The sequence below is a fragment of the Staphylococcus sp. HMSC059F04 genome, from assembly GCF_001812565.1.
Classification (GTDB): domain Bacteria; phylum Bacillota; class Bacilli; order Staphylococcales; family Staphylococcaceae; genus Staphylococcus; species Staphylococcus lugdunensis.
On sequence record NZ_KV809461.1, the window covers coordinates 1 to 9,641 of the forward strand.

General features: G+C 34.0%; 7 protein-coding genes. 4 read left to right on the forward strand and 3 right to left on the reverse strand.

Annotated elements, in window-relative coordinates:
• Nucleotides 1-174: 174 nt before the first annotated feature.
• Nucleotides 175-954 carry a (S)-acetoin forming diacetyl reductase gene (locus HMPREF2864_RS00490; RefSeq protein ID WP_070544883.1) on the forward strand — a complete coding sequence of 260 codons (780 nt, stop codon included), beginning with the start codon at nucleotides 175-177 and terminating at the stop codon, nucleotides 952-954.
• A gap of 110 nt (nucleotides 955-1,064) precedes the next feature.
• Here HMPREF2864_RS00490 and HMPREF2864_RS00495 read toward each other — a convergent pair whose 3' ends face one another.
• Together HMPREF2864_RS00495 and HMPREF2864_RS00500 are read right to left on the reverse strand one after the other, a co-directional pair.
• The gene (locus HMPREF2864_RS00495; protein WP_070544882.1) at nucleotides 1,065-2,222 is read right to left on the reverse strand and encodes an acetoin utilization protein AcuC; all 1,158 of its coding nucleotides are present in this window, start codon (nucleotides 2,220-2,222) and stop codon (nucleotides 1,065-1,067) included.
• 26 nt (nucleotides 2,223-2,248) lie between these two features.
• Nucleotides 2,249-2,881 carry an N-acetyltransferase gene (locus HMPREF2864_RS00500; protein ID WP_070544881.1) on the reverse strand — a complete coding sequence of 211 codons (633 nt, stop codon included), beginning with the start codon at nucleotides 2,879-2,881 and terminating at the stop codon, nucleotides 2,249-2,251.
• 155 nt (nucleotides 2,882-3,036) lie between these two features.
• Here HMPREF2864_RS00500 and acsA point away from each other — a divergent pair, with 155 nt between their 5' ends.
• Nucleotides 3,037-4,746 carry an acetate--CoA ligase gene (gene acsA / locus HMPREF2864_RS00505; RefSeq protein WP_070544880.1) on the forward strand — a complete coding sequence of 570 codons (1,710 nt, stop codon included), beginning with the start codon at nucleotides 3,037-3,039 and terminating at the stop codon, nucleotides 4,744-4,746.
• Nucleotides 4,747-5,069: 323 nt separating this feature from the next.
• Nucleotides 5,070-6,737 carry a formate--tetrahydrofolate ligase gene (locus HMPREF2864_RS00510; protein WP_002492633.1) on the forward strand — a complete coding sequence of 556 codons (1,668 nt, stop codon included), beginning with the start codon at nucleotides 5,070-5,072 and terminating at the stop codon, nucleotides 6,735-6,737.
• 238 nt (nucleotides 6,738-6,975) lie between these two features.
• On the opposite strand, the gene HMPREF2864_RS00515 is transcribed toward HMPREF2864_RS00510, so the two are convergent.
• A complete protein-coding gene (locus HMPREF2864_RS00515; protein WP_002458843.1) occupies nucleotides 6,976-7,890 on the reverse strand; it encodes a biosynthetic peptidoglycan transglycosylase in 915 nt (304 codons plus the stop codon).
• A 335-nt stretch (nucleotides 7,891-8,225) separates the two neighbouring features.
• Here HMPREF2864_RS00515 and tyrS point away from each other — a divergent pair, with 335 nt between their 5' ends.
• Nucleotides 8,226-9,488 (forward strand): tyrosine--tRNA ligase, encoded by a 1,263-nt coding sequence (gene tyrS / locus HMPREF2864_RS00520; protein ID WP_070544879.1) that lies wholly within the window; start codon nucleotides 8,226-8,228, stop codon nucleotides 9,486-9,488.
• Nucleotides 9,489-9,641: the final 153 nt, after the last annotated feature.

The following is a 9,641-nucleotide window of genomic DNA, read 5'->3' on the forward strand; positions in this document are numbered from 1 at the left end:
AAATTGTCTTTTTTACATTGTTTAAGAACTTAATATCTCAGACCTTTTTTGCGTTTTATACAGCTATAATTGTAATATTATTAGAATTATCGAAAAATTCACAAAAAATACACCCTATAAATTTTACAAAGTGCTAATATAAAATTGAAAAGAATTATTATGAGGTGATTGATAATGAGTAATACTAAAAAAGTAGCAGTCGTAACTGGCGCAGCACAAGGTATTGGTTTTTCCATTGCAAAACGTTTATTTAATGATGGATTTAACGTAGCTGTCGTTGACTATAATTATGAAGGCGCTCAAGAAGCAGCAGCTAAATTGAATAAAGAAGGTCAAGAAGCAGCAGCATACAAAGCTGACGTATCCAATCGTGATGAAGTATTTAAAGTATTGGGTGAGGTTGTAAATCATTTTGGAGATTTAAATGTACTTGTTAATAATGCCGGATTAGGACCAATGACGCCAATCGAAACAGTTACACCAGAACAATTTAATCAAGTCGTTGGTGTTAATGTCGGTGGTGTATTCTGGGGCATTCAAGCAGCACTAGAACAATTTGAAAAATTAGGACACGGCGGTAAAATTATTAATGCTACTTCACAAGCTGGTGTTGAAGGTAACGCAGGTTTGTCTTTATACAGTAGTACGAAATTCGCAGTTCGTGGTCTTACACAAGTAGCAGCACGTGATTTAGCTGAAAAAGGCATTACAGTTAATGCTTTTGCTCCAGGTATTGTCGAAACACCAATGATGAAAGGTATTGCTGTTAAATTAGCTAAAGAAAATAATCAACCAGAAGAGTGGGGTTGGAAACAATTCTCAGATCAAATTACTTTAAAACGACTTTCAAAACCAGAAGATGTAGCTAATGTTGTTGGCTTTTTAGCTAGCAGTGATTCTGATTATATCACTGGTCAAACAATTATAGTTGATGGTGGTATGCGCTTCCATTAATCATATTGTTTTATTCGACATGAACAGCTCTACTGTGACAAAGACTTCAAACACTTTCGTTAAATGCAACTACGAGTATTTATGCGAAAGTGTTTCTCTTTGTTTAAATACTATTGATACCATGATTTAATACGTAAAGCACGTTCTAAATTATGCTTACTTATTTCTTCTCTTCGTGGAATATTAATATAGTGTTCGAGACTTTCATTCCAAGTTTGTGGTAACGGTTTTGGAGCATAACTTGTCCATTTATTAATCCAAGGTTGTGGTAAAGCACCATGAGGTTTAGCTTGTCTTGTTAATGCTAAGTAAACATGACTCCATGCTCTTGGAACTACAGTCCAAATATTATAACCTCCACCACCAAACATAATAATTTTGCCATCGGTATATGTTTCTGCAAGTGCATTTATTAGATAGGGAATTTGATACAATGCATCAAGCGTACAATTCATATGAGTTAATGGATCTTGAAAATGAATATCTACCCCATGCACACTCAATATTATATCTGGTTTAAATGCTTCAATTATAGCATTAAGTGATAGCTCCAAGCATTCAAGATATGAGGCATCTTCTGTATAAGGCTCTAAAGGTAGATTGACTGTGTAACCATATCCTTGATCCTCTCCACGTTCAGTATAATGTCCTGAGCCAGGAAATAGAAATTTTCCCGTTTCATGAATGGAATAACACATTATTTCTTCATCAGTATAAAATCGCCATTGTGTACCATCTCCGTGATGTGCATCAGTATCCACAATTAATACCCGCTGGCCGTATTTTTGATTTAAATATTTAGCCGTAATTGCGACATCATTATAAACACAAAATCCATTGGCACGTCCTTCTAGAGCGTGATGCAAACCACCACCAAGATGACAACCATTATGATAAATGCCTTTCATAATCAAATCTGCTAATGTTAATGCGCCGCCAACAATTCGAGCACTATGGCTATGCATATTATTAAACTGATTCGTATCTTCGCCACTTAATCCATATTTATCAGCTTCTTGATTACTTAAAATACCATGTGATGCATGTTTAATTGCTTGTACGTAATCGTATTGATGCACGAGGGTTAGTTCATTCGTTGTTGCAATAGGTGGTTCCACAATATTACTATTGTTTAAATAGCCAGCCGTCTGCAACAATTCTGTCGTTAGTTTAAGTCTCATTTGATTAAAAGGATGATGATTATCAAAACGATATTTTAATAATTTATCTGAATAGACATATCCAGTTTTTCTTTTATCATGCATCATATCAAACTTCCTTTAGTAATTAGAATTTAAAAGAAAAAGCGATTTTGAAAGCGTAAATCATCAAATGCTTGTTGTTGATCGAGTGTGATACGATTGCCAATGCGAGCCATCAAGCAATTGGCAGGGTGACTTGTGATTTCAGGTTCGTCTGTAGCAAAAACTTCTAATCCACCTTTGGCCATCATTTTTTGCATCACTTTTTTATATTCAAAAACATCTAACTTTGCTTGTTTTAAATCCCAATGCCAATAATATTCTGTCGTTAAAACAATATAATCTTCAAACTCATTACTAGAAAGACTAGTTGCGATGAGTAGACCACCCAAATGTAAATGACGATATTTTGGACATAATTCAATGGCACCCAATTCAATAAGATAAGGTAAATGACCTTGAGACCAACGCTCAAACTCATCCGGATAGTGATAGGTTACATAGCCAATGATATGTGTGTGTTCTCTGATGATATATACTCGACCTTCCATCAGGCGTGAAATTTCTAATAAAGCACTAAATTGTTCCTTTGGAGGTCGAAAAGCATCAAGTTGATCATCGAAAGTAAGCGTTTTCAAAAAACTGCAAGATACTGGTCCTTCAATAACAAAATGAATATCTTGTATGTTGATATTTTTTAAGACATAAGTTTTGACATGCTTCATTGATTTCCGCCTCCGACATCTTATTATAATTAGTATAAAGGCTATGGACGTAAATTAAAAATATAAATGTAAAAATTCTCTAAAAATTTTGAATAACACAAAAATTTATGTATAATACATGCTAAGAAAGCGATTTCATATAAGGGGGATTTCAAATGAAGGTAGAAGTATATAAGAGTGAACCGGGAGAATATAATTTAAGCAATTATGAGAATGTATATCAAAACTTTGATTGGAATGAAGTAGAAAAAGCTTTTTCATGGTATAAAACAGGGAAAATCAATATGGCATATGAATGTATAGATCGTCACGTAGACGATGGTAAAGGAGACAAAATCGCTTTAAACTATAAAGATAATGAGCGTCAGGAACAATATACATTTTCAGATATACAGCACTTATCCAATCAAGCGGCGAATGTATTAGTAGAGTATGCAAATGTGCAAAAAGGGGATCGCGTTTTTATCTTTATGCCGAGAACACCTGAATTGTATTTTGCCTTTTTAGGTATATTAAAAGTAGGTGCAATTGTTGGTCCATTATTTGAGGCTTTTATGGAAAAGGCAGTAACAGATCGTTTAGCGAATAGTGAAGCCAAAGTTGTTATAACAACAAATAAATTACTTCATCGTATACCACAAGAAAAATTACCACATCTCAAAAAAATCATTATCGTGGATGATGATGTGTCTGATGACTATATAGATTTTAATAAGTTAATGCAATCAGCTAGCACATCATTTAATATCACATGGTTACAACGCGACGATGGTTTAATATTACATTATACTTCAGGTTCAACAGGACAGCCTAAGGGCGTACTTCATGTACAACAAGCAATGTTACTTCATTATATAACGGGAAAATATGTATTAGATTTACAAGAAAACGATGTATATTGGTGTACAGCTGATCCGGGTTGGGTTACTGGAACTTCTTACGGTATATTTGCACCTTGGCTAAATGGCGTCACAAATTGTATAGCAGGTGGACGCTTTACGCCTGAACAGTGGTATAAGATGATTGAAACATTCAAAGTTACAATTTGGTATACAGCACCAACCGCGTTACGCATGTTGATGAGTGCTGGTGATGATATTGTTCAAAAATATAATCTGTCAACGTTACGATCTATTCTATCTGTGGGAGAACCATTAAACCCAGAAGTTATCAAATGGGCAAAATCAGCATATGGTAAACGTGTTCTTGATACGTGGTGGATGACTGAAACAGGAGGACATATGATTGTTAATTATCCTGCAATGGATGTCAAATTGGGATCTATGGGAAAACCAATTCCTGGTGTGGAAGCTGCTATTATCGATGATGAGGGAAATGAATTGCCAGCTAATCGTATGGGCAATTTAGCAATAAAAAAGGGGTGGCCGTCTATGATGTATGAAATATGGGATAATCCAGAAAAATATCGTTCTTATTTTATAGGAGACTGGTATATTTCTGGGGATTCAGCATATAAAGATGAAGATGGGTACTTCTGGTTTCAAGGTCGTGTAGATGATGTCATCATGACAGCAGGCGAACGTGTGGGACCATTTGAAGTCGAATCTAAATTAGTTGAGCATGAAGCTGTTGCTGAAGCTGGTGTCATCGGAAAGCCTGATCCAGTACGTGGCGAAATTATAAAAGCATTTGTTGCTTTACGCCAAGGATATGAACCGACTGATGATTTAAAAGAAGATATTAAAAAATATGTAAAAGAAGGTCTATCAGCTCATGCTGCTCCTAGAGAAATTGAGTTTAGAGATAAATTGCCTAAGACGCGTTCAGGTAAAATTATGCGACGTGTACTTAAAGCATGGGAACTTAATTTAGATGCAGGTGATTTAAGTACTATGGAGGACTAAAAATAGCAGGAACTTATTTTTAAAATAAAAGATGCTTTTCCTTATATAATCAACAATTGAATGTATAGTTTGGAACGCAAAATGATAATATATTTTACCATTTTGCGTTTTCAATATGTATGCGATATTTGCTAAATAAATAGCCAAAATATACGTATATTTATTTTACATGCATATGTTTTTAGTCAAAATAATTGTAAACGCTATCAAAAATTCGACATCATTGGCAGAGTTAGTTATTATTAAGTATGTAAGAAATTATGATACCCAAACAATCAGGGTGCTCTTACAATATACTATTTAGAACAAGGGGTTGAAAGTAGTTGGCACATTTATCAGATTTAGAAATTGCAAATCAATCAACATTAAGACCAATTGGGGAGATTGCTAAGAAAGCAGGGATTCCTGACGAAGCGTTAGAGCAATATGGTCATTATAAAGCAAAGATTGATATTAACAAAGTTAATTCTAAAGGCGAAAAAGGCAAAGTAGTATTAGTTACTGCGATGAGCCCTACGCCAGCTGGTGAAGGGAAATCAACAGTTACTGTTGGTTTAGCTGATGCATTTAATGAGCTAAATAAAAATGTAATGGTTGCGTTGCGTGAACCTGCACTTGGACCAACTTTTGGTATTAAAGGCGGTGCAACAGGTGGTGGCTATGCACAAGTGCTGCCAATGGAAGATATTAACTTACACTTTAATGGTGACTTCCATGCGATTACAACAGCAAACAACGCATTATCAGCATTTATTGATAATCATATTCATCAAGGCAATGAATTAGGCATTGATGTACGCAGAATTGAATGGAAGCGTGTTCTTGATATGAATGATCGAGCATTACGACATGTCAATGTTGGCTTAGGTGGTCCAACTAACGGTGTACCACGTGAAGATGGGTTTAACATTACAGTTGCCTCAGAAATTATGGCTATTTTATGTTTAGCACGTGATATCAAAGATTTAAAATCAAAAATTAGTCGCATTACAATTGGTTATACACGTGATCGTAAACCAATTACTGTAGCAGATTTAAAAGTTGAAGGCGCATTAGCGATGATTTTAAAAGATGCAATTAAGCCAAACTTAGTTCAATCAATCGAAGGAACACCAGCACTTGTTCATGGTGGACCTTTTGCTAATATCGCTCATGGTTGTAACTCTATTTTAGCTACTGAAACAGCTCGAGACTTAGCTGATATTGTAATCACTGAAGCTGGTTTTGGTTCTGATTTAGGTGCAGAAAAATTCATTGATATTAAAGCACGTGAAGCTGGATTTGAACCATCAGCTGTTGTCTTAGTTGCAACTGTACGTGCATTAAAAATGCATGGTGGCGTTGCAAAAGATGATTTGAAAGAAGAAAATGTTGAAGCTGTTAAAGCTGGTATTGTTAACTTAGAACGTCACGTTAATAATATTAGAAAATTTGGAGTTGAACCAGTCATTGCTTTAAATGCTTTCATTCATGATACAGATGCTGAAACAGAGTATGTCAAGCAATGGGCAAAAGAAAATAATGTGAGAATAGCACTTACCGAAGTTTGGGAAAAAGGTGGAAAAGGTGGCGTAGACCTAGCTAATCAAGTATTAGAAGTCATTGATCAACCACAAGAATTTAAATTCTTATATGATTTAAATCAACCACTTGAAGAAAAAATTGAAACAATTGTCAAAGATATTTATGGCGGTGCTTCAGTAACATTTAGTAAAAAGGCTAAACGACAATTAAAAGACTTTAAAAATAATGGTTGGGACAATTATCCAATTTGTATGGCAAAAACACAATATTCCTTTAGTGATGATGCCACAGCATTAGGTGCTCCAACTGGTTTTGATATTACAATTAGAGAGTTAGAAGCTAAAACGGGAGCTGGATTTATAGTTGCTTTAACTGGTGCAATTATGACAATGCCAGGATTACCGAAAAAACCTGCAGCTTTAAATATGGACGTAACAGATGACGGCCATGCTGTTGGATTATTCTAGGTGATACGTGCTAATAGTTTAAGACTTAAAGGTTTCCGACAAGTTGAAGAAGGCAATTTCTATTAAGTTTCAATAGAAATTGCCTTCTTTGCTATGTTTCTTATATTAAGAGCCATTAAATAAAATCAAGCGTATATACATAAAAATAAAGTAGACAGCTTAGCTGCAGATATATAATTAATTTTAATATCATTTGGTGTTTATTTAATGATGCCAAAGGAAATTTTAAATGTTTTATTTAACTTGCATCTTGTTTATCTCGTTGTAATAGGTGATGTTTGATATCGAAATTTAAGGCTTTGTGGTAATCTTTTACAGATATTTTGTTTTCAACTCGCATACGTTTTAGTACATAGTGTTGTCTTTGTATACCTATATTAAATTGATTATTATTTTTGATTGAGCCATCTTCATCATATGGTGTATAAGTGTATGGACTTTGTAGTAAGCCTATTAAGTATGCAGATTCTGCAATATTAAGTTTAGATGGTGGGATACCAAATAAACTATACGATGCAGATGCGATACCTGTGATGTTAGAGCCATTATAATCTCGTCCAAAAGGAACTACGTTAAGATATGTGTATACAATTTCGTCTTTAGTTAATATCTTTTCTAAGCGCAGTGACAATACGAGTTCGTTTGCTTTACGACGGTACGTCTTCTCACTACTTAATACTTGGTTTTTAATCAGTTGCTGTGTAATTGTACTTCCTCCAGATGATTGTTTCACATTGAAAACATCTTGAATCATTGCACGAATTAATGCCTTTGGTAAAATACCATTATGCTGATAGAATAATGTATCTTCTGAGGATGTCAATGCAGCAATCACGTTTGAATTTACACGTTTAGGTCCAACAATTAAAGTATTTTGGGACTGATCATATGCTTGTAAGATATTATTATTTTTATGATCAATCGCTTCATCTCCAGCAAAGTGTATGGCTTTCTTCTTTAATTCATTGTCACTCATTGCTGACGCATGTGATGTAATGCGATGGAAATAAAACATACTTGCAATGAAAAGAATCAATAAAATAAGGCAGAGTAGCGCAAACATCGTAATTAAGATATGCTTGATTAATTTATACTTGGTCTCATATTTTAAATATGAAGCCTGTTGCATATATGCCACAAATTTTTTTATCATTCACATGCGTCCTTTCTGAAAGTACGTCTAGTATATCATATTTTACTAAGTTGACTTTTAAAACAGAGTTCTTTATAATTATGTCAATTCCATAAATATTGGATAGTAAGGACAAGTAGCAGTTATAAAGGTCTTCAGAGAGTTAGTGGGTGCTGTGAACTAACGCTTTTTAATTGTGAATACACCTTTTAAAATATATCCAACGTTTAATTAATGAACGTATCATTAAGAGAGTGGTATCACATGTTGATGCTAAAGTATGGTGGTAACGTGCAAAAGCGCCCTTACATTTTGATAATGTAGGGGTTTTTATTTTTTTAAGGAGGTATACAGATATGACAAATGCTTTATTAGAGGATTTAAAGTGGAGAGGGTTAATTTATCAACAAACTGATGAAGAAGGTATTGAGGAGTTATTAAACAAAGAACAAGTATCTTTATATTGTGGTGCGGACCCCACGGCAGATAGTTTACATATTGGACATTTGTTACCGTTTTTAACTTTGAGACGTTTCCAACAGCATGGACATAGACCAATTGTGCTCATTGGCGGAGGTACAGGTATGATAGGTGATCCATCAGGTAAATCTGAAGAGCGTGTGTTACAAACTGAAGAACAAGTTGAGGCTAATGTTCAAGGTATCAATGCACAAATGCATAAATTGTTTGAATTTGGAACTGAAAAAGGCGCCGTTTTAGTTAATAATAAAGATTGGTTAGGTCAAATTTCATTGATTAGTTTCTTACGAGACTATGGTAAGCATGTAGGTGTAAATTATATGCTCGCTAAAGATTCAATTCAATCTAGATTAGAAAATGGTATTTCTTATACAGAGTTTACTTACACGATATTACAAGCCATAGACTTTGGACATTTAAATCAAAATTTAAATTGCAAAATTCAAGTAGGTGGCTCTGACCAGTGGGGCAATATCACAAGTGGTATTGAATTAATGCGACGTATGTATGGTCAAACTGAAGCGTATGGGCTTACTATTCCTTTAGTTACTAAATCAGATGGTAAGAAATTTGGTAAATCTGAATCTGGAGCTGTTTGGTTAGATGCTGATAAAACAAGTCCATATGAATTCTATCAATTCTGGATAAATCAATCTGACGATGATGTTATAAAATTCTTAAAGTATTTTACTTTCTTAAATAAAGAAGAAATAGAACGTTTAGAAGCATCAAGAGATGAACAACCTCATTTACGTGAAGCTCAAAAAGCATTGGCTGAAAATGTGACTAAATTGATTCATGGTCAAGATGCTCTAGATGATGCGATACGTATTTCACAAGCATTATTTAGTGGTAACTTGAAATCTTTATCTGCTAAAGAACTAAAAGAAGGTTTTAAAGACGTTCCTCAAGTAGAATTATCTGCAGACAATACTAATATTGTTGAAGCTCTAGTTGAAACAGGGATTTCTTCATCAAAACGACAAGCTCGTGAAGATGTAAATAATGGTGCGATTTATATTAATGGTGAGCGACAGCAAGATGTTAATTACAATTTATCAAGTGAAGATAAGATAGAAAATGCTTTTACAATTATTAGACGTGGTAAAAAGAAATACTTTATGGTGAATTATAGATAACAGAATATGAATAAAGGGTCTGGGACATTAAGCTCTTAAACAATGTAAAAAAGACAATTTCTATTAAAATTATTTGATAGAAATTGTCTTTTCTCTTATGCATTAGATAATATACAGCGCGTTAATTTAGTTTAGTGGTATTTATTAAATGAT